Source organism: Clostridium hominis, from assembly GCF_014287825.1.
Classification (GTDB): Bacteria; Bacillota; Clostridia; order Clostridiales; family Clostridiaceae; genus Clostridium; species Clostridium hominis.
This window is the reverse complement of sequence record NZ_JACOOO010000001.1, coordinates 308,416-329,719: the sequence shown is the minus strand read 5'-3', so window position 1 is coordinate 329,719 and position 21,304 is coordinate 308,416. Positions and strand designations below refer to the sequence as shown.

The window sequence follows — 21,304 nt, the reverse complement described above, 5'->3', positions numbered from 1 at the left end:
ATACTATCACCCATAACTCCTATAGAATAATTGTAGTAACTATTTTTTCTATTTAAAAATTGATTAATGTTAAAAATGCTATTTTCTTTTTTCTTAATTTGCTGAATATTAGCTTCCAAGTGCGCATTAGTTTGATTAACTTGATCCTGTAAATTAGCAGCTTGATTTTCATCAATTATTATTCTTCTAAGGCCTTTATAATCTTCCTCTACCTTAGCTACAGTCTTTGTAAATGTATCATATTCATTTGTACCTTCGACAGCTTTATCATTTAAAACTTTTGATTTTACAGTAATAAAAAAAGATGCAGTAGTCATAGCTCCATTTGCATCTTTCAACTCTAAATCTATCTCCACTTCTCCTGGTACAAGGATAGAATTTTTAAGGTCTATATCTAAATTATTTTTATTTATTGTAAATCCTTCTGTTTGCTCTTTTAATCCATCATTAGTCTTAGCCCCAAGTTTTAGAGTTTGCCCAGTAATATCAAATTCTACAGAATCTTTAAATAACGATAGCCTAATTACTGCATTATCCAATTCTTTAAACTCAAATAAAGGAGCATAGTTAGGCTTATCTACATTTATTACTTTTCTAATACTTTCATTTTTCATTTAAACACCACCTTCTAGTACTTTTATTCTATCTTCAAGTTTCTCTATTTTCTCTATACTTCTCTTTAATGCCATAGTTAAACTTGTTATATAACTATTATTATCTAGCAACAATTCATCACCGTCTTTGCTAACCAATATACTTGCTATCGGATCATTTAACATAGAGTTAGGATTAACAACCAACCTGTCTTTGTTACCCCCATCAGTATAAACTAACGATTCAAATTTATCTTTGTAAAAAGTATAAAAACTATTGTCATCTTTGTATTTTTCAACTTCACTCGTTACCAAAGTCCTAGAAACCTCTTCATTTAATGTTGTAACTTCGTAACTTTCAGCTAAAGTACTATTAGAGAAAGGTGTAGAATAGTTTTTATAATATAGACTATTACAATACATCTTATTCCAAGGTTTAATATTAGAACCAAGTTGTTCATCTCCTTGATACGGATATACATATCCATCAGGATGTGACCACAACCCATATCTAGCAGCGCCAGTAGTTTTTTGACTTACAAGTGATATACTCCCTGCCTCAGAAAATTCTATTATGCTTCCAACATAAGTTCCATCATTATGTTTTTTCATATATTGTATTCCTGCAGCTTTGTCGTTATCATTAGGATATGCAGTCATCCATAATGCACCGTCAGTTCCTACTGTTTCTGCATTGCCTTTACTCACAGAAACATATCCAGCAGGTTGACCATTCGGCCACCAAACCCCTGCACTATACATCGGTTTAGCTATATCATTACCTTTGAAACCAATTAATTTGCTTGCATTTAGTTCTAACTTGTAATTATCACTTTTTGTTGTTATCTTTCCTATAAAATCAAAGCCATAAGCAGTTTGTTTAAATAATGTGCCAAAATCTCCATTAGAAACCTTTTGAGATATTTCATTTGCAGTTTGATTTTTATAACTATTAAAATCACTATTAGAAACCTTTTGAGTAATAGCTTCAGCATTTTTCTTTATTTCAGTTTCAAGCCCTTCTTTAGTATTTTTAATAGTTTCATTTATACCTTTATTGTTAATTTCAAATTTAGTATCTACACTTGTATTAGTCGCTAAATCTTTTCCACTCAAATCTATATCGAAATTAGCGCCATCAAAATTAATTTTATTGGCAAAGTTAAAAGTACCATTCTCCATGTCAATCCAAGTAGTGCCATTAGCACTCATAAGCATACCTGTTTTTATTAATGCTGCATTTAATTGACCAGTTGTTATACATGAAGCATTAATCTTTCCATCAATAGTTATTGCTAATGTATATGGCCCATTGTAACCATTTTGAGAAAACGCAATACCATTTTTATTCATTCTAATAACATTAATGGCGCTTTCAACTTGAGGTGAGTCCATAATTAATATTTCATTTTTTCTAGCTACTACATAGGAATCTTTAATACCTGCAGCTATTAAATCAGCTGCTTCCTGCATTGATTTATCTAGTATGTCTTGCCATGTGTTCCCACCAAGCTGTTCAACTACTTTATCAATTACTACCTCAATTTTGCCAATATCTTTAAATAGATTATTTTTTGCATCTCCAAGATCTATATCAATATATCTATTTCTAATATTGTCATATCTATTAGCGACCATCTTTAATTTAACATTAAAACCATAGTCCTCTAAGTTTGCTGTTAATATATCACCTTGAAAGATACGTTCATTAAGTTCATCACCTTTATATTGGTCTGTATTCTCTAATGCTGCAATATTTACTCTTAATGAACATGTAGGCTTATCAATATTCTGTGTATTAAATAAATCATCACAAGCTTTCCTAATAGCAGCATATACTTCATCTAATGTTTCATATCCTTCTTTGTCATAGTTATTTTCACTATACTTATATTTAATATCATCAAATTTGAATTCTCTAATCTTTGGATGCGGATAATTATTTACTAAAGGTGAATAATAAACTCCCTCTGGTAATGTTAATCCATCATAAGTAATAGCATTAATTCCAGTGCAAACTGTTTCTTCATCAATGTCCCCATCATATCCAGTAATATTTTTACCTATAGATATTTCTACTCCTCTATCTTGTCCTACAGCCTCATTCATTGATATATTGAAGTTATCTAATACTAAACATCCTCCCCATCTTTCAACAAATGTATTGTCTTTATCTGTATTAATTAGAGCTTCCATACCGTTCTTTCTGACAACTCTAGCACTAGCAACTCTATCAATATTAGAAGTAAGATTATATCTATGAGGATATACAGTGCCATTAGAAATTTGTTGCATTGCAACCCTACCAGACTTTTCAACAATATTTATATCTTGAATAAAGTTATCGTTAAAATCATATCCTATTGCATGCCCTGAAATTGAAATATATTTTCTATTTTTTTTATTTATTTTTAATATTCTAAAAAGCTGATCTCCTTTTTCGGTAGGAACTTGTATTATCAATCCTTCCTTAATAGATTCTGATTTATCAAAATCTTTTTTAAATTTAGCTTGAATTATCCATTTACTCTCTTCACTCCACTCTGTATATGAAGATATAACTATATCATCTAGTACTTCAAGTCCATCGTGTGAAAAGTTGGTTTCATCTTTTTTGAATATCTTTATCATATAATGCAATACCTCCTTTCTAGCAAAAAAGAGATACTACATCAAGTATCTCCAATTAGGAACAATTTCTATTTTATTTATATTTCCATCCCAAGTAATATTATTTTCACCTTTTTTTAATATTGGATAATTACCTACCTTTTTATCATTTTGTCTTATTGTATCTTTATATGTTCTTAATTTAGCTGTATCTATTGTTATATATTCCTCAATACCTCTTAAAATTATCTGCTCATCTCCAACAAATAGATTAATATCACCATTGCCATAAACAGTTATTTTAGGCTTAGAATAGTATGTTCCAAAATTATAAACCAGAGTATCTTTTTGAGTAATTATCACAGGCTCATTATCTATTGCATAACCAAAAGGCTGACATTTGAAGTTAATTTCAAATTCATACCATTCATTTGCTATTATCTCTTTCAATGGAATTTCACTTATTATTTTATAATAATAAAACCTATCAGGAAAATTAGAGAATACTACAGTTCCATTATTTTTTAAAAATTCCACTAAAGAATCATACGTTTTTCCTTCATAATATACTTTACATTTCTTTGTAGTAGGCTCGTAAGTACCATCACTAATAGTTAAATTACCATCCAATCCAAGTACTGATACTTCTTCTATTCTTTCTTTAGGAATCGATATAGAAGGTAACTCAACTACTACTATATTGTTATCAAGTGAACTCTCATTGTTTAAAATAATATAATCCTCTTTCATAATTACCTCCTATACTGTTCTTAGTTCTTTATAGTCTGAAATTTCCTCTATTAAATCTCTTACATCTGCTATTCCCTCTACAATAACATCTCCAAATGAATTGTTTCCTGTTTCTTTTACAGCTTTATCAATATTTACATCCAATTTCTTTATTGCATTTACTATTAATTCAGCTGCCTGCTTCACTAATGTTCCTGTCACAACCTCACTATTTGAAAGTTGACTTTTATTCATAGAACTTATAATCTCTTGAGTTTGTCTTGCATTATAAACAGTTTCTCCTCCATCCATAGGATAGATACTTCTGTTGGTTGCTAATGTGAAAGTTCCATTTCTACTTTGTATTAATTCTGGTCCATATTCAGCAACTGTAGCAAGTCCTGGAATAGCATTATCAGTACCAGTTGCATAAGACATTTGAGTCATTCCACCTTTTACTACTACTGAGATTGTTCTCCCGCTGATACTATTTATTCTGTTCTGTAAATAATCAATAGTACCATTATCGCTAACTGATACATTTGCTTGTCTACCATCTAAATCTTTTAAATATTGTCCTGTTTCTTTAAGTCCTTGAATTACAGTATCTGTATTATCCCCCAAATCAATAGGTGTTCCATTAACTGTTTCTATAGACCTAACTAATTTCCCATTCTCATCTTCTACTTCTTTAATATGGCCAACTATTTTACCAGTATTATCTCTGATATTCCCCTCTGTATCTGCATATACAGCACTAGAAGCATATAAAGACTCTCTTACACTATCAAGCAACGCACTAAATTGTCTAGCCTCTGAATCAAGTGTCTTTGCATCTTCTTTGCTCATAGCTGCTAACTCTTGTGTATTCCAATTATAAACACCTGTTAACTCACCTGTAGTTTTATCAACTTGAGCATATATAGTTTCCCAAGCCCCTGTTTCTTCATTTTGCACTCTATATAATCCGCTTTTAGTTATTTCTTCAATGCCATTATAGTGTTCTTTATGTCTAACTAAAGCTTCATAATACTTAATATCTTTTTGCTTTAATTGTTCACCAGTGTATTTATTAATAGCACTAGCTAAGTTTTCATTATGGCTTATTGCATACTGATAATCTTGTTCATAATACGAATTACTTAAGTCTAACTCTTTTTGTTTAGCCTCCTGAAGTCTTGAAATAGTATCATCTGCCCTTTTCTTATCCTCTTCACTTAATAAATCATAATTTTCTTTTGCTAAAGCAATAAGAGTATCATAGTTTGTCCTTATCTGAATTTGTTCATCATCTCTTTGCTTAGCTCTTTGTTGTAATAACTTTTCAGCCTCCTCAGCATCAAGTGTAGTCATTCTATTTTGAAACTCTTGGTGAGCATATTCTAATTCATAACTATTATTAGCTTGTGCAGTAAGTTCAATTTGCTTTATTTGAGCATATCTTTCTTCTATAGCTGCTATCTCATCACTAGTTAATGCTCTACCTTCTGCAAATGCCGTTGCTTCAATCTGGCTTATTTCGTCTCTTAACTTTTGAGCCTCTTCCTTTTCCTTTGTTCCTCTGCTCGCCCACCATTCTAGTAGTGAAGTTTCATTTTCATCAATGATATTATCAACTGCAAAAGCATTCTTCAATCCATTTTGCATATCTGAACTTTTACTATTTATTGCATCTAATGCTGACTCTAAAGCACTATCTACCTTTGACACAAATGAGTTATGTTCATCCTCGCTTATTACATCATCTAGGTTGATTTGGCCTAAACTAATTCCAAATTCATGTATATCTGTAGTCATAGCCTTTACTGAATCTTGAAAGTCTTTAGATATATTGGAATTAAAATCTGCATACACAAGTCCCATATCAACTAGTTCTTTTTTTGAATAAGTAACCTTTCCTGTTAAATCAGCAATAACTCTTTCCATCCAAGACATCTCATCTCTACTTTTAGATATTGTCTGATTTGCTACATCTACTGATTCATGCCATACGTAAAAACCAGTACCTAATGCTGTTATAACACCTATAGCTGGCAGTGCAACACTGCTTAAACTGGTAATTGCTCCCATAGTTCCAGCTGCACCTAAAGCTGTATTCAATGCACTAGCACCTTTAACCAATGAGCTAAATCCTGAAGTTAACTTGCCTGTTATACTTAAAACCGGTCCTGTCGCTGCAGCAAACATTCCCATTTTCAGGATGTTTTTTTGTGTGCCTTCGTCTAAGCTATTAAATGCACTGACCATTTCTGTTACCTTATTAACACCATCAGTTAAAGACGGTAATAACTTTTCTCCTATGGCAATACCGGCTCCTTCTAAAGCGGATTTTAACTGTGTTAATTTCCCCTTAAGATTATTTTGCATTGTATCTGCCATTTTTTTAGATGTACCATCAGCGCTATTTATTGCTGTTGTTAATTTATTAAAATCACTTTCACTTGTATTAATTATTGCTAACATACCAGACATTGCTTCAGTACCAAATATAGTTGCTGCATACTCCGCTTTTTGTGCTTCACTTAATGCACTAAATCTATCTCTAAGCATTAGCATTACATCTGATAAGGATTTAGAACTTCCATCTGCGTTAGTTAGAGAAATGTTTAGCTGGTCCATAGCTGTTAATACTGGATCACTTGGTTTTAACATTGATGATAATGCCGCCCTTAAAGCAGTTCCTGCTTGCCCTGCTTTTATACCTGAATTGGCCATCAATCCTAATGCTACTGCAGTATCTTCAATGCTATATCCTAAAGACCCAGCTACTGGAGCTATATACTTAAAACTTTCACCCAACATGGTTACATTTGTATTTGCGTTATTACTTGCAGCTGCTAATACATCAGCAAAATGAGCACTATCAGAAGCTTGTAATCCAAAAGCAGTTAATGCATCTGTTACTATATCACTTACTATACCAAGACTTTCGCCTGATGCAGCTGCTAAATCCATAATTCCACTAATACCATCCAACATATCAGCTGTTTTCCATCCGGCCATAGCCATATAACTGAATGCTTCACTTGCCTCACTAGCGCTAAACTTAGTGTTAGCTCCTAATTCTTTTGCTTTTAAACTTAATTGATCCATCTCACTCGCTGTCGCTCCAGAAATAGCTTGAACTTTACTCATTCCTTCTTCAAAATTAGCTGAAACTGTTAATGCAGCCGTCCCAGCACCAACTAAAGGAATAGTTACTGATTTACTTAACATATTTCCTACTGAACTCATAGCTCCACCTAGAGCTTGTAGTCTTATACCTGCATTTTCACTACTATTTAAAAACGTAGTTAATTCTTGATAAGCACCTTTAATACCAGCAGAATATGAACTTCTATCAAGAGTTAAATATGCAACTGCTTGCCCTGCATCTACCACACATTCACCTCCTTTTTTAAAAATGAACATAAAAAAAGAACCACCTAAGTGATTCTTTAATTTACTAATTATTTAATTCTTCTAATATACAATCCGGTTGTTCTAGTTCCCAATCTACCAGAAAGCCATCTGTTTCAATTTGCTTTTTTAGTAATTCTTTTAATGTTTCCTTCAATGTACCATTTTCAGCATTTAAATAATCATTTCTGAAATTTATATATAAATCTAATGTTATTTTATTGCTCTCATCTTGATGTTTTTTATTTACCTCTGAAAAGTCCTCTTTTATTTCTGATAACGATGAAGTTTCTAATTCGGATTTTGACCACGTTATTGTAGTTTTGGTTTTGCTTAGAATATACTTATCTTCAGAAATCAAGTCTCTCTCTTTTAGCTCATTTATTGATAAAGGTTTATTATATCCTAATATTTTATTTGCTATTAATTCAGTGAATGAATATTCATCCTTCGGATACAACACAGTTCTATTCCCTACATAAGTACATGCATAAAGCAAATTAGTCGCAAAAGCTCCTCCTAATACTATAATTCCTATTATTATATATTTTTTTCTCTTATCCATATCATCTCTCCCCTAGTTTTATACTTTAAGTATAATACAAATGGATAATTTTTCATAATAATTTATTGATACTTTTTTAGATTTTCTTTCATTTCATTAATAAGAGTAATATTGCTATTTACTCTTATCTCCTTCTGTTTATCATTCCAATTAGGTTCTTTAACCCAACATTCTTGCTTATATAAATTACCGTCTTTTTTTACTTCCTTAAAAGTCTTCATAGATAAGATATACTCACATGCTTCATCAAAGCAAAAAGCCAAGTGAGTGTTATTTATACCAACCACTTCACTTGGTCTCTGCCTATATTTTTCGCTTATTCTTATTATTCTCAATATCTTGCTGCTTTGTACGAAATGAGATCAATGCTTGTACCCCATTTTGAGTGAAATTAAATATATCCATAAGTTGCATATCTGTTAATTCTAATCCAACTTCTTTAACTTGATCGTACGTTGGTTCAACCATTGCAAGTTTTGCAACTCTATTTAGTATTTCATTCTTCTCTTTCATACTGACAACATCTTTTGGTGATGTTGGTCCATGAAATAATATATATGCTGCATTTAAAAGTGGATTGTCAATTTCTCCAGTTGCAACCATCCCTAATAATGATGGTCTTTTCAATTTACATATAAACGGTTTTTCATCCCATCCAATAAGTTCTACTTCTTGCCCTTCTGATAACTTCTTTAAATCTTCTAAACTTGTTACTGCCATCTACAAATGCCTCCTAAGCTGGTAATTCTTCTAAAAAATCTAAGTTATATGGTACTGTGCCTTTTTTTACCCTGCTTGATACTGTATATGCAGGTGCCATAAATTCACCATCCTTAAAGGTAAATGACACTGGCTTCCCTTTACAACCTTTAAATGCAAAACATTGATACCCTAATGTTTCACCATCTCCATCTTTTTCTTCAGTATAAATCTTTGTTGTAAATTTAACTCTATTTACTGGAGCACCAACTACAGGTGGTGTATAGCCTGTAATTTTCTTTGATTCCAATTCTCCTGTTGTATTCAATGTTCCTCCATCTACTATAGCAAGAACCTCTGGAACCATAACTACCTGTGTAAAGTTTAAATCTGAACCATACTGAATATCCTCTGTTTTATTTGTAGCTAAAATAGTATTTTTAATTCTAAGTACTTTTTCCTCTCCCTCACTTACTACTGGAGCATAAGTAGCTTCTGAGGCTGTATCAAATCTATATGTTTTAGGAGAATCCTCCTCTGTTACTATTTCTACTCTTACAATATTAACAATAGGCTTTTCTGTTAATTTTTCTACTGCCATCTGTATTTCCCCCTTTATAATCGTTTATAATTTTCATACATCATGGAAAAGGTCAATGCTTTCTTCTCATCGTCTGTTACAATACCTGTTTCCATTCCTGTATATCTTATTTTTTTAAAATCTTTAATCATTTCTTTAATAGACTTTTTGAAAGATTCACATTTAGTATATTGGTTTTGGGGCACATAGAATATTATATCTATATATCCCTTGCCAACTCTTCCATCTAAACTTTTAGTTCCACTATCTTTCAATACAACATACTTGCTTTTGCATTCTCCCTTATGTTGTCCTACAAAATAACATTCCACATTATTCTCTTTTAAATAATCATAAACTTTTACTATCACTTAATCACCTTTGCCCATCCTTTTAAGACTTGTCCGCTCCATCTTTGAACTGTTGGCCATAATATCGCGTGCTTCTTTTCATGTGCTAGCTCTAAATACTTAAAGTGAGGTGTATTACCTCTGAGTTTAATTTCAGTAATTTGTCCCTTCCTAGTAACTTCATAATCCATTGTTTGTCTTGAATTTCCTGTTCTATCTATCCAGTTGGCATTCTTCTTTGCATCATTAATCATTTTGCTTGCAGCAGCTTCTGCATAAACTTGAGTAGCCTTTTCTGCTTTAAGCTCCATTTCGGATAATCCTTTAAGCAATTTAGTGGCATCAAATTTTATTCCACTCATATTCCATTCTCCCAGCATTCAAGAGATATCTCATTAATTACGCAAATTTCATCATTTTCTCTAACTGTGCCATTATTCCAAATTAGATGGTACTCTTCCAATTTAAACTCATAGTAAACTTCAAACTCTTCTCCTGGATCAGTTATTTTATAGCACTTATTATTTATAAATATAAAGTCACCTTTTTTTACTAACATAGAAAAATTATTATAATCTACTAAAAAACATTTTATAACTTTGTTGTAAATCTCTCCTGTATCTTTTAGAACTATTGAGGGATATCTATTGTTGTTGCTGTTATATAGAACACCTTTCAAATCAGCTACTTTGCCATACCCTTCTTTTTCTCCATAATGATTAACTATTTCTCGTATAAGTAGTCCATCACTCGGCATCAAATTAATAGCTTGTTTAACCTTATTACGTAAGTATGACTTATCCAAACTCATCTTCCATCACTCCTACTCATAGAAGTTTTATATCTTCCATTTAAGTTTGATATTGTTGAAACTTCGGCTGCATACTTGTTAGATAAATTAATCCAAAAATCAGCCCCAGCACCATCAATTTTTATAGGTCCCACTGTAATTGATTTATCTCCATCTGCTTTTAAGTAACAAAGCTCACTTGCTGTTTTATAAACATCATTATCATTTTCTTCCAAAAAAATATTTAACTGTGCATCAGTAAAAAAAGGATATTTCTCCTCTAATAATAAAATTTTTAACTTTTCTAACATCAGACCCTCCTATAAAAATAAGAGGGCATATAATACCCTCTAGAAATTAATATACTGTCGCGAAGAAACATTCATCTGCTCTTTCAAATGAAGGCATACCTAATTGAGATACTTTAGTCTCAACATTAACTGGATCTTCTTTTGCCATAGTTGTAATAGCTACACCAGTATTGACTATTTGAGTATCTAATTTCCCTGAACCAAATACTGCATCAGCCTCTTCTGGAGTAGTTCCATAAACAGTCTTACCTAAAGCTCCTTTTGGAATTAAAGTTACCTTATTATCTTCATAATAAGAAACAGTTGCATTTGCTTCATTTACAAATGTTCCATTTACTACAGCAATTGTAATTCCAAATTTTTGTTGTAAGTAATTTTTAATGTCATTTTCAGTTACAATGTAAGCAGTATTAGTTCCTTTGATATCATTTAATATAGCCGTATTTTGGCATACATATCCAAAACAAGTATCAGTTAACACTAATACTGTAGGCTTCGCATAACCTTCAGCAGTAAAGACCTTTTGCCATTTACTAATATCACCTACTATATCAGCAGTTATTGCATTCCACTTCTTAGATGTAGTCCCAATAGTTTCTTTATGATTACTTGGTACATTGTAATCTACAACTACATCACCAGCATCTGAAGATATACTAATAGTTCCGTTCTGGATTAATTGAGCTCTCATTCTTCTCATTTGAACTTCTGCTCCATCAACTAACACCTTATAATTTTCATAAATACTTGAAAGTATTTGATCTACAATATTTTGATTATTAGCTTGTAACGCTAACATTAATTTCTGTCTTTCCTTTTCATTAATAAGAACTGACTCCTTCATAAAAGGCATGTCTCTCTTTTCTATGTCAACGCTAGCCTTTAAAGCTCTTGGCCTTACATTAACATCAAAGCTAGAAAAACTTAATGCTACTGGTTTTTGTTTAGCACCCTTTGCTAATTCAATCTCCATTCCATATTGCTTATCAGCAGGGAATAACTGTTTATCTAATGTACTTTCCTGTGGTAAATTTTTAATATATAGCGCTATTTCTTTAGCACTTACAAAGTCAAAAATATTTGGCATATTACATTCCTCCTAAACGAATAAAATTTGTGATAATAATTTTTTTACATCAGCTGAATACTCAGTACCATTTTTAGCATTTTCCTCTATTACAGTACCATGAGTAAGTACAGGAATTAGCACATTGGTTCCTGCTTCATTTGCTACATTAACATCATATAAAACTATTCCTAGAACATTCTTAGCTCCTATAGTTTCAGCATTTGCGTCATTAGCCAATACTGTTCCATCTTTGCAAATAACAGTTCCTGCCTTTATTACATTGCTAGATGCTATTGATTTAGCAACCTTTTTATTTATAGCTGTATAATGTGTATTGGCAAGTATATTTTTTTGTTCACCAATCACTGTTGTCTTTGAATAATTCATTTTATCAACCCCTATTTTTAATATTTAATTTCTACACTTTGACTTTTAGCTTCTGCAAGCTTTTCACCTATAGATTTAACTTTTGATCCTGATTCCGCCCCAGAAACTTTCCCACCTGTAGCAAAGTCTGGAATACCTCTAGGTATTTTTTCAAATAAGAAGTCATTCTCCTCTTTAATGGCTTTTAGTTGGTCCTCGATACCTTCTAACTTTCCATCTTTAAGAGTAAGCTTCTCATTATCTAGTAATGCCTTTACTAACTTGTCATTTTTTACTTTAGCTTCTTTTAAAGCAACTTCTAAGGCAGTGTTAAATTCTTTATCACTAGCAGCCTTTTTAAGATTTTCTATTTCTTTAGACAAGCTTTCTTTCTCAGTTTCTAAAGTTTTAAGACTATCTATCTTAGTAACTGCATCACCTAATTCACTTTCTAGTTTTTCTATCTTTTCTTTACTTTTTTTCAGTCTAATATCAGCATTTTCTTCAGATGTGATATAAACTTTTTCAGCTTTCATTGTAGTTAGTATTTGTTTAATAACTTTATCTTCAACTCCAGCTTCTTTTAAAATTTCTTTTAATTCCATAAGTCTATCCTCCTAATCTACGCTTTTTACAAGTGTTGCTCTTGTTAATTTAGAGTTACTAACCATTCTTTAACGTCTTATAGATAGTAATAAAAGACAATTTTAAAGGCCTTGCTTACATTGTGATTTAGGTTTTCCACACCATTTACACCTGTAACCAAAGCCTTTTTGATAAACTATTTTATGTTTATGATTTTTAGTATTAAATATCTGTTTTAATTTCTCTATAAACTTCATTATCTATCTCCCATATAAAGATTTATATCTAGCATTCAAGGAATTATTTCTCTCTAGAATATCTCTACACTCTTTTTCGTACTCTTCAAAAGTTACCTCTTTTCTCAAGTACTTCCCTTTAATTAATTTTAATCTTTTGATATTCTCCTTAATTTCTTTGTCAGAATAGCTTATAACATATTTTTTCCTACATTTTGGACAACAGAAAAATGTTCTTTCTACTATATCAAATACCTTCTCAGATCTAATTGATTTCTTTTTTATTGTAAATTCTTTTTTACAGCCATCACATACAATTTTCATATTTAAGCCACCTTTAACCATTCATCTAAATATTTTATATCCTTGCCATTAATCCATTGTCCAAGCTCTCTGCCTATCTCATCTAAACTCTTAGATATAATTATTGTTTGGGTACATAAACAATTAGGATGAGGAACTGGTACTTTATTTATGGGAAAGTTACCTTGTCCCAAATTGTAATAATCATTATTAGCATAATCATCACACTCATCTTCTCCAAACCTATTAACCTGTCTAACACCATGTTCTGCTGATAATTGCCAATGCATAGCCTCTGCATAAGGATTGTTTTTAGCATTATCAACATTTTGACAATAAAACATATGATTCATACTAGTTCTCAATAACCTTTGTGCATTATAGTCTACCCTTTTATTTTTTAAATTTGGATAAACCTTGTTGAATTCCCAATCTTTCTTAGCTCCAGGTGATACATATTTCTCTAAATCTTTTATCATCTCTAAATAAGACTTCTGCTCTGCCATTCCTTTTGCAAGTACATATTGAATATCCTTCATGGTTCCATTAGAGTATGTCCATATTCTATCAGAAAGACTTCTGTTGTCCTTGTAGAAGTCTCCTTGTATTATTTGTCCTATTACTTTTGAGTTTGTATTATAAGCAAATTGAATTATTTTATTATCAATATTTAGATTATATTTGTTATTTATATAATTAATAAAATCCCCTTGAACGCTAGCTGCAATTTCTGCACTAGATTTAATTGAATCTCTTGTAAGTCCTATTAACTCATTATCTAACTCCAACATTTTGTATCTAACGTATCTTTCATAATCTGCTAACCAGGCTTTAGTAAATCCCCCTTTAGCTGTAGAAAGCTTTTTTACTAAATCATTTGCAACATTGTCATAAAGCTTTCTTATTTCAACTATTGTTTTATTACTAAGCTTATTTCTGTTCTCAATCGCATCTTTCAATAAATTATTATATAAATTACTACTATTACTCATAGTTACTCTTCATCCTGATCTCTAGATTTATCGTCATCTTCATTAGGATCATCTATATTCAAATCTTTATCTCTATTGCTATTCAGATTAAACTCTCCCATAGATGCACCATCTAACAATGATTTTTCGGTTAATATATCGTTAAATTCTTTTTCCGCATCCTCAGCACTAGAAAACTCTATTATGTAAGATTTTCTAGTTCTTACATCTGCTAAAACTTCATTAATCGCTGTAGACTTTCTTTCCTCTTCATCTGCTGGAATAGGATAATTATGCTTAAATATTAAACTAAAATCTAATTCTTTCCACTTAGGATTAAATCCAGGCAACTTAGCCTCATCTGCTATAGCTATGATGTATCTTATTACTTCTTCAAGAACTGGACCCCAATCGTTCCATTTCTCTTCACAACGAGCAATAAGGTCATTATATAGGTATCTCATAGCCTTAGCACTTGGTATATTATTCATATCATCAAGACTCGGTATATCAAGAATAGTATTCATATCTTTTTCTATTCTATCTAAATACAATTCAACACTAGATAAATTAGATAGTGAAAATTCCTGTCTTTGAATATTACCTTGTTTGCCTTTTTCCAATGCTTCTTCACTAGTCCTAGCTATATGCAAGGCTCCAGGAGATACATTGAAGTTATTGACATCGTCAGGATGTAAATCTACTCCACTTTCTATCCCAAACAATCCAAATTTAATAGCATCAGCTACATCGCTAGTTGTTCTATTATATCTATCTTGGCTTGGCTTTAAGTCATGTAAGTCTGTTTCTCCAAACTCTTCTCCTAACTCTCCACCATTCTTGATTAACCATGCAGGTATTTTATTCTCTTCAAACCCAATTTCTTGAGCATTAGATTCAATAGGATCATTAAGGTTATTCCCTTTATATGTTTCTATAACATATGTTGCTTTAGCTGGTGAATTTTCTTTAATTACTTCATATGTAAATTTATGAAGATAATAAGTCTTTTCACCTTCATCATCCTCATATAGATAATTGTTTAAATCTTCTTGAAAAAACCTAGCTTCAGTTAATACTCCATCAATTTCTTTGTATGAAAAGTTCTCTATATCTTCATACCTTAAATTTATTTCTCCTGGAATATCTCCGCTTCCAACCTTAACTGATGCTCTAAGCATTACTCTTTTCTTAATTGTAGACATTAAAAAAGCCTGCCTAGTTTTCTTCCAGAACAGGTTTTTTCTAAGTATATTATCTATAAATCTTCTTAATCCTTCTGCTACTTCTTTTTGATTAGTGTCAAAAGGAACTATTGTTATATCAGGTTCTTTACTAAACATCCATCTTGCTTGCTTCTTTAAAAGTGGTTTCACCTTATTTCTAATGTCTTGAGTTGGTTCATAATCTAGATTATCTTTACTCTCCCAGTTCTGTCCTAATAATGGTTTATCCAATTTGGCTTTTTCTTTATCTTCACAGGCACCTTTATAGTAATAATAATCTACTTTTACTTTTTTACGCTCTTCCTTTTCTTCACTACTGAGTTGTAATAATATCTCTCTTACTGTATCCATTAGAAGACTCCCCCTCCTTTCTTATATGCATTATAACTATTTTTCTTAACACCTTTACCTTTACTATAAATCTCTTTATCATACTCTGTAGACTTACCTTTAATAACAATGGTATTTATAAAGTACCTAACTGCATCCATAGCATGGTCATTTTCTTTAACTGGTTTATCCTCACCACGATTAGCTGCTTTTTCATCCCATGTATATGAAAAAAATTCCCTAATCGTATTTATACAACAATCATTAAATAGAATTAACAATTCATTAAGAGCCCTGCCAACCTTTCTTATTCCATCCTCAACTTCATTGTTAGCATGCCTTACCTTATATTTCCCCTTTTCTCTAATAAGTGCTATAAATGATGCTGCAGAAGGGTCAATTATTATTGCTTTAGGCATAATATCTTCTAAGAACTTTTCTAAATCCTCGTAATATTGATTATCAGTTTTCTGTTTTACTTCTTCTCTCCCAGAATAGTAATATTCCTTAACAGCATACCATTTCCCCTTACATTTACCCCAAAGAATAAACACAGTGGCATTTTGTGTACCATAGTCAATACTCACATAGTATTCAGTATAATCTCTATTAATTGTTATAACTTTATGGATAGCTTCGTCAAACATATCATATATTATTCCTTCAGCCATAACCCAAAGTCCTAATATATAACGTTTGAAGAATACACCTGAATACATTTTCCTATATCTTTCTTTTACTCTTTCAGATAATGATAAATTATCATCCATAGTAAAATGTAAATATAATATATTTTTTTCTTCCTTCTTATCCATCCAGTTAACTTTAAACCAATGATAAGGTCCATCAGGGTTACAGTTAAACCAATACTTAGAACCATCAACTGAACATCTTCCTGTAGCTTGATTAACAAAACTTTCAGGCATTAATGCAACTTCGTCAAAGAAACATCCAGCTAATGTTATACCTTGAATAAGATCTTGTGACCTCTCATCTTTACCACCGAATATATAAAAATAATTAGATAAATTTCCTCTAGTAACAATTATTAGATTATCTGCTCTTAAGTCCTCAACTTTATAACCTCTTGATTTTAGCATTAGCTTTAACCAAAATAAAACATTACGTCTAAAAGAACCTATTGTCTTACCACACATACCAAAGTTCTGATACTTGAATGTTTCCATCGCCCAAATAACATAGGATAATGACATTGAAACAGTTTTACCACTTCTGATGCTTCCATCAGCAATAATTCCATCTTTATCTTTTACTGGAGAGTTTGGCATCCACCAAGTAAGAACCTTAAGTTATTTGTTTGAAAATGGACTAAACTTAAAAACATCCTTTTTTATCTTATTAACTATCTTCTTCATTTGCCCACACCCCTGCAACCTTACTTCCTAATGCAGCTATGAATCCATCATCCTCAACTTCTTCCTCTTCTTCATACTCTCCTGATTTAATCTTAGCTACTTCTAACTTTTGTTTTTCTATTTCTAATTTTTCTGATGTTAATTTATCTAACTTTCCATAATGTTTATCTATCCACTCTAAAGCTTTCATCTTATCATAAAGCTTAATCTTTATTCCATCTTTACCTTCTGATACTTCACTAATAATAGTTGTATCGACTTCTTCACTTTCATTTAGATTAAGAACATTATATTTTCTTATCTTTTGCTCGCCAGTTTCAGGATCAATAACTGGTTTAAAACTACCATCATCATTCATACTCCAAACTTTTTGTTCTTCTTCTCCAAACCTTAAGTAATCACCAATATCGGCAAATGCTATTTTCATGTACATCTCAAAAAGTCTTTTATTTATTAATTTTGAGTTTATCTCTTGTTCTTCTAAACACTCGTTAGTTAGTCTTTCTATTTCTTTTTTTATACTAGCATTTACTAGCAATCTTGGACCATTTATATTAGCAACTCTATAACTACAATCATAAGCTTTTTTATATGCCCTAGTAGCATTATAATCTTCTATATAATAAATACAAAAAAGCCTTTGCTTATCAGTCAACTCAGTATTTTCTAATATCTCCTTAACTTCATCTGCAATAGGCTCTTTCTTGCTACTTTTTTTATTTGATTTTTTGTTATTTACGTTTGTTGTACAACACTTTTTATTTTGTTGTACAACACTTTTTATTTTATCATTCCACTTATCTCTTTGTTTCCATACAGCTATCTTTTTCTCATCTTCATTAACTGTATTGGCAATTTCTCTATTTGAAATATTTCCATTATATTTTTTATAAATTTCAAATGCTTCGTCCCTTGCTGGACTTCTTACTCTAGCCATTACATATACACCACCTACCCCTATAATATAGTTATTTTACACATTCATTAAGTAATATCCATTATTAGTAGTTTTCACTACCTTACCTAATTTTCTTAATCTCTTTGCTTCATTCTTAGTTATCTTTTTCATTTTACACCTCTATATTATTTCAATTAATTTCTTTATTTCTTTATAGATCTCTTTATAATTCATTTCTTTATTAATAAGCTTAGGCAATTTCATTGACATTACTCTTTCCAATGCCATTATATCCATTAAAATACCTTGGTCTAAATCTTCTCTTTTAGTTCCTTTAGGTACACCTAGCTTTTCATTAACTAACTTCGTAAAATGCATATAATACATATTAGGTTTATTACTTCCATGCTTCTGTGCATAGTAAACAAACTCTTGGACTTCATCTGTGAATTCCCTTCTAGTTCTTTTACTATCTGTTCTTACCCCTAACCACTTCTCATCTTTTTCTGTCGCTATATAATAACCATTTATTCTTATTTGCTTCAATACATTACTTACCCACTTAGTGAATAATTTAGCTTCTGGCTTATTGCTTCTAAATGAAATATTGTAAACTGCCTCCTCTGAAATAAATATCTCTCCCCTATTATTCAAAGGTGATTCAAAGTTTCGGTTGTATACTTTATATACATCTGATTCTTTTATTTTCTTTTTATATTCTTTATCTATATTAGGTAATAGTTGCCTTATATTGCTTACCCCTAATTCATCAGCAACATCATTTGCACTAAACCAAACCTCATTTCCTTCACTCGACCATACCATTCTTACATTCTTTTCTAATAGAACCTTCAACATCTACAACAACTCCTTTTATATTTTTGTATATAAAAAAGCACCTATCATATTTGATAGATGCTATATAATCTATTTCTGATGTATTGCTCCATTTACTCTCTTATAGCTCCTGGAACTCATACATTCTCTTATGCTATCTGTTTCTTTTATCTTCTTAACTTTTTTACCGCTGCAATAAGGACAAGCTATATATTTATCTTTAGATACAGATGCTTGTACCTCTTCATTTAGTAATACAAACTCCTTTTTGCATCTTATACACAAATACCCTATATACTCTTTCACTCATCCTCACCTCAATTCACACAAAATAAAAGTGCTTAGTATATTAACAATCTGGAGGGATTGCTATACTCTAAGCACTTTCTCATAATACTATATTATTATATTATTTTTCTAAAATGGTGTAATATTAGTGTAAAAAAAGTGTAATTAATTACATCAACCTATTTACTATTGAATCAAAGTTAGGATTTATATTTTTTAATACGCTTTCAAATTCTTCTAAAACCTTTCTTTTGTTAAACTTTCTTAAATATGATGTTTTTAAATATTCAATTTCCCCAAATCTAACCTTGTAAAAGGCTATCCTGTCTATATCCTTATTGAATAAAGATGACGATAATTTACACCTTTCATCATAATAAAATGTATATTTATCATCAATATTTTTTAATAAGTAATAACCTACAATCTGATATACATCTTTCCCTACATATCCATATTTTTTAGTTGTTTTAAAATCATATAGTGTTCCATCAATATATATATCTGCATCAGCTCCATTAACTAACTCAGATGCTTTCCCAAACGTAGGATTAAATATAACCAAACTATTCTCATTTACTACAGTTTTTATAAAACATTCTCTTAGTGAAATTAACATATTTTTCAATTCTTTTGTTAAATTTGGCTTAAAATCTGTAAACCAGTTTATAAGTTTCTCTAGCTGATCTAAACTCATATCCCCTATTTCATTATTAATCAATTCATTATCTTTTAGCTGTTTATAGGTCCCTATCCACCCTATTCTATAACAATGTTCAAGTCTTGCTAAAAACAGGACTTTATTTAACAGTATCTCATAATTATCAATTTCATTATTAACATATTTCTTTATAGTTTCTAATGTATCATTTAAGTATTCTTCTAGCCTTTCAATAAATTTCCTATCATTAATAACTATTCCTACTTTATTTAATCCACTCTTAGGAATCCCATAGTATAACATTTTATAAGAATCAGCTTTATTATTTTTAATACTCCTTGCTATTTCAAATCTAGCTAAATAATCAAATGCTGTTCCTATTAAAGTTGAATCATACGAAATATCTAATCCATATGGAAATTGTTCTTCATATTCATTAGAAAAAGGTGTTTTTCCTGATAAAGTATAAAACTCATTCTTATTTGGTTTTATTTTTTTAAAAAACTCATTTACATCTTTATTATTTAGTAAACCTGTTAATGACATAATATCAATCCTTTCTTCTTAAATTATGCTACATATAATTATATACGAATAAATTTTAGATCTGGTAACTATATATGTTATTAATTTAAAAAGACTTATTATATTTATTCTTTTATACTGTTTTTATTCAATTAAAATGGCATATCTCCATCATCCATAGGTGTTACATCTTCATAAAAATCTACTCCGCCAAATACATTATTATTTTCTGTATTTCCACTTTTTCCATTGTTATTATTACTTTTAGAAAGGAACTGAATTCCATTGAACATATCGGCTACTACTTCTGTAACATATCTCTTTGTACCATCTTTTGCATCATATGTCCTAACTGATAATCTTCCGCTTATTGCTACTTGACTTCCCTTGACCGTATACTGTGCTGTATTTTCAGCTTGCTTCCCCCATAATACTACTGGTATAAAATCCGCTGTTCTTTCGCCAGATTTGCTGTTATAATTATCAACTGCTAAAGTTATTGTTGTAACTGCAACTCCTGTACCTGGCGTATATTTCAACTCTAGATCTTTGGTTAATCTTCCTATAAGAATTACCTTATTCAAATTAATCTACCTTCTTTCTTCTAACTTTGTTTATTTAATTTTTCTATATATCTTTCTATCTCTTCCTTAGTTCCTTTGAACCAAATTCTATTATTAATTATTAACTCCCCTTCTCTTATGTTATATCTGGTCCCATCCGTTAATTGGCCTCTTATACCTTTTTTTATCATTACAATACTTCCTTTAAACACTTTCTAAGAAGCGCATTTTCACTAGTCAATTTATCATTTCTATTCTCTATATCCCTAATCCAATCATAAAGTTCCTTATTTTTTAGCTGCAGTTTATTTACTACTTCTTTTAAATCCTCATTAGGTCCATTAATTATAGCTCCACAATCCGAACACATTGCAAATTCTGAATTTATACTTGTTGTTACTCTTTCATGATCACATTTCATACTCTCAACTCCCCTTTTTAATA

27 protein-coding genes are annotated in these 21,304 nt (G+C 30.7%); all 27 read right to left on the bottom strand.

The window, feature by feature from the left end; translation table 11 throughout:
• Nucleotides 1–614, bottom strand: a 614-nt coding sequence (locus tag H8S20_RS01755) for a BppU family phage baseplate upper protein (protein WP_186859160.1), incomplete at its 3' end; no start/stop codon positions are given.
• On the bottom strand, nucleotides 615–3,224 hold the full coding sequence (locus tag H8S20_RS01750; protein WP_186859159.1) for a phage tail spike protein: 2,610 nt from the start codon (nucleotides 3,222–3,224) through the stop codon (nucleotides 615–617).
• 36 nt (nucleotides 3,225–3,260) lie between these two features.
• On the bottom strand, nucleotides 3,261–3,953 hold the full coding sequence (locus tag H8S20_RS01745; RefSeq protein ID WP_186859158.1) for a hypothetical protein: 693 nt from the start codon (nucleotides 3,951–3,953) through the stop codon (nucleotides 3,261–3,263).
• A 9-nt stretch (nucleotides 3,954–3,962) separates the two neighbouring features.
• Nucleotides 3,963–7,313: a phage tail tape measure protein gene (locus tag H8S20_RS01740; RefSeq protein ID WP_186859157.1), complete on the bottom strand. Its 3,351-nt coding sequence runs from the start codon at nucleotides 7,311–7,313 to the stop codon at nucleotides 3,963–3,965.
• 64 nt (nucleotides 7,314–7,377) lie between these two features.
• Complete coding sequence (locus H8S20_RS01735) at nucleotides 7,378–7,896, bottom strand: hypothetical protein (RefSeq protein WP_186859156.1); 519 nt, start codon at nucleotides 7,894–7,896, stop codon at nucleotides 7,378–7,380.
• 62 nt (nucleotides 7,897–7,958) lie between these two features.
• Nucleotides 7,959–8,117, bottom strand: coding sequence for a hypothetical protein (locus tag H8S20_RS01730; protein ID WP_186859155.1), 159 nt, complete (start codon nucleotides 8,115–8,117; stop codon nucleotides 7,959–7,961).
• A gap of 82 nt (nucleotides 8,118–8,199) precedes the next feature.
• Nucleotides 8,200–8,616 carry an esterase gene (locus H8S20_RS01725; RefSeq protein WP_186859154.1) on the bottom strand — a complete coding sequence of 139 codons (417 nt, stop codon included), beginning with the start codon at nucleotides 8,614–8,616 and terminating at the stop codon, nucleotides 8,200–8,202.
• A gap of 13 nt (nucleotides 8,617–8,629) precedes the next feature.
• Nucleotides 8,630–9,196, bottom strand: a complete 567-nt coding sequence (locus H8S20_RS01720) for a hypothetical protein (protein WP_186859153.1) — start codon at nucleotides 9,194–9,196, stop codon at nucleotides 8,630–8,632.
• A 14-nt stretch (nucleotides 9,197–9,210) separates the two neighbouring features.
• Complete coding sequence (locus H8S20_RS01715) at nucleotides 9,211–9,546, bottom strand: hypothetical protein (protein ID WP_186859152.1); 336 nt, start codon at nucleotides 9,544–9,546, stop codon at nucleotides 9,211–9,213.
• The gene (locus H8S20_RS01710; protein WP_186859151.1) at nucleotides 9,543–9,887 is read right to left on the bottom strand and encodes an HK97 gp10 family phage protein; all 345 of its coding nucleotides are present in this window, start codon (nucleotides 9,885–9,887) and stop codon (nucleotides 9,543–9,545) included. The genes H8S20_RS01715 and H8S20_RS01710 overlap by 4 nt, the downstream gene beginning before the upstream one ends.
• The gene (locus H8S20_RS01705; RefSeq protein WP_186859150.1) at nucleotides 9,884–10,336 is read right to left on the bottom strand and encodes a hypothetical protein; all 453 of its coding nucleotides are present in this window, start codon (nucleotides 10,334–10,336) and stop codon (nucleotides 9,884–9,886) included. Before H8S20_RS01705 ends, H8S20_RS01710 begins: the two co-directional genes overlap by 4 nt.
• Nucleotides 10,333–10,626, bottom strand: coding sequence for a hypothetical protein (locus tag H8S20_RS01700; RefSeq protein WP_186859149.1), 294 nt, complete (start codon nucleotides 10,624–10,626; stop codon nucleotides 10,333–10,335). The genes H8S20_RS01705 and H8S20_RS01700 overlap by 4 nt, the downstream gene beginning before the upstream one ends.
• Nucleotides 10,627–10,672: 46 nt before the next feature.
• Nucleotides 10,673–11,713, bottom strand: a complete 1,041-nt coding sequence (locus H8S20_RS01695) for a major capsid protein (protein WP_186859148.1) — start codon at nucleotides 11,711–11,713, stop codon at nucleotides 10,673–10,675.
• Between the two features lie 12 nt (nucleotides 11,714–11,725).
• Complete coding sequence (locus tag H8S20_RS01690) at nucleotides 11,726–12,082, bottom strand: hypothetical protein (RefSeq protein WP_186859147.1); 357 nt, start codon at nucleotides 12,080–12,082, stop codon at nucleotides 11,726–11,728.
• A 17-nt stretch (nucleotides 12,083–12,099) separates the two neighbouring features.
• The gene (locus H8S20_RS01685; protein ID WP_186859146.1) at nucleotides 12,100–12,666 is read right to left on the bottom strand and encodes a phage scaffolding protein; all 567 of its coding nucleotides are present in this window, start codon (nucleotides 12,664–12,666) and stop codon (nucleotides 12,100–12,102) included.
• 102 nt (nucleotides 12,667–12,768) lie between these two features.
• A complete protein-coding gene (locus tag H8S20_RS20610; protein ID WP_279288153.1) occupies nucleotides 12,769–12,903 on the bottom strand; it encodes a hypothetical protein in 135 nt (44 codons plus the stop codon).
• Nucleotides 12,904–12,906: 3 nt separating this feature from the next.
• Complete coding sequence (locus H8S20_RS01680) at nucleotides 12,907–13,206, bottom strand: hypothetical protein (protein WP_186859145.1); 300 nt, start codon at nucleotides 13,204–13,206, stop codon at nucleotides 12,907–12,909.
• A gap of 2 nt (nucleotides 13,207–13,208) precedes the next feature.
• Nucleotides 13,209–14,177: a hypothetical protein gene (locus H8S20_RS01675; RefSeq protein ID WP_186859144.1), complete on the bottom strand. Its 969-nt coding sequence runs from the start codon at nucleotides 14,175–14,177 to the stop codon at nucleotides 13,209–13,211.
• A 2-nt stretch (nucleotides 14,178–14,179) separates the two neighbouring features.
• Nucleotides 14,180–15,733 (bottom strand): phage portal protein, encoded by a 1,554-nt coding sequence (locus H8S20_RS01670; protein ID WP_186859143.1) that lies wholly within the window; start codon nucleotides 15,731–15,733, stop codon nucleotides 14,180–14,182.
• Nucleotides 15,733–17,001 (bottom strand): PBSX family phage terminase large subunit, encoded by a 1,269-nt coding sequence (locus H8S20_RS01665; RefSeq protein WP_186859142.1) that lies wholly within the window; start codon nucleotides 16,999–17,001, stop codon nucleotides 15,733–15,735. The genes H8S20_RS01670 and H8S20_RS01665 overlap by 1 nt, the downstream gene beginning before the upstream one ends.
• Before the next feature lie 70 nt (nucleotides 17,002–17,071).
• Nucleotides 17,072–18,025, bottom strand: a complete 954-nt coding sequence (locus tag H8S20_RS01660; protein WP_186859141.1) for a terminase small subunit — start codon at nucleotides 18,023–18,025, stop codon at nucleotides 17,072–17,074.
• Between the two features lie 141 nt (nucleotides 18,026–18,166).
• Entirely contained in the window at nucleotides 18,167–18,844 is a 678-nt protein-coding gene (locus H8S20_RS01655; protein WP_186859140.1) for a BRO-N domain-containing protein, read from the bottom strand.
• Between the two features lie 69 nt (nucleotides 18,845–18,913).
• The gene (locus H8S20_RS01650) at nucleotides 18,914–19,129 is read right to left on the bottom strand and encodes an FmdB family zinc ribbon protein (protein WP_186859139.1); all 216 of its coding nucleotides are present in this window, start codon (nucleotides 19,127–19,129) and stop codon (nucleotides 18,914–18,916) included.
• 151 nt (nucleotides 19,130–19,280) lie between these two features.
• On the bottom strand, nucleotides 19,281–20,318 hold the full coding sequence (locus tag H8S20_RS01645) for a hypothetical protein (protein WP_186859138.1): 1,038 nt from the start codon (nucleotides 20,316–20,318) through the stop codon (nucleotides 19,281–19,283).
• Nucleotides 20,319–20,449: 131 nt separating this feature from the next.
• Nucleotides 20,450–20,881, bottom strand: a complete 432-nt coding sequence (locus H8S20_RS01640; RefSeq protein WP_186859137.1) for a single-stranded DNA-binding protein — start codon at nucleotides 20,879–20,881, stop codon at nucleotides 20,450–20,452.
• A 20-nt stretch (nucleotides 20,882–20,901) separates the two neighbouring features.
• Nucleotides 20,902–21,051: a hypothetical protein gene (locus H8S20_RS01635; RefSeq protein ID WP_186859136.1), complete on the bottom strand. Its 150-nt coding sequence runs from the start codon at nucleotides 21,049–21,051 to the stop codon at nucleotides 20,902–20,904.
• Entirely contained in the window at nucleotides 21,051–21,281 is a 231-nt protein-coding gene (locus H8S20_RS01630) for a hypothetical protein (RefSeq protein WP_186859135.1), read from the bottom strand. The genes H8S20_RS01635 and H8S20_RS01630 overlap by 1 nt, the downstream gene beginning before the upstream one ends.
• Nucleotides 21,282–21,304 lie beyond the last annotated feature (23 nt).